General features: G+C 38.5%; 1 protein-coding gene. It reads right to left on the bottom strand.

The window, feature by feature from the left end:
* Window positions 1-187: 50S ribosomal protein L23 (rplW, locus tag AAEY83_RS18695; RefSeq protein ID WP_351061704.1), on the bottom strand; the 187-nt coding region annotated here is incomplete at its 3' end.
* Between the last annotated feature and the right edge of the window lie 47 nt (window positions 188-234).

Raw genomic sequence — 234 nt, 5'->3', positions numbered from 1 at the left:
CGTTAAGTGTGCGAACACCAGTTACTTCTACTTCAAAAAGCTTCTCAACTGCTACTTTAATTTCAGCTTTAGTTGCGTCATTTACTACTTTAAAAACAATAGTATTGTTTTCTTCAGCAGCAATTGTGCTTTTTTCAGAGATATGTGGAGCAAGGATCACTTTTAAAAGACGTTCTTCGCGAATCATGCTAGCGCCTCCTCAAGTTGCTTAACAGCAGCGGCTGTAATAAGTAC

Origin of the sequence: Psychrobacter sp. TB20-MNA-CIBAN-0197 (assembly GCF_040309765.1) — a bacterium.
GTDB classification, from domain to species: Bacteria; Pseudomonadota; Gammaproteobacteria; order Pseudomonadales; family Moraxellaceae; genus Psychrobacter; species Psychrobacter submarinus.
This window is presented reverse-complemented; position numbering and strand designations above follow the sequence as displayed.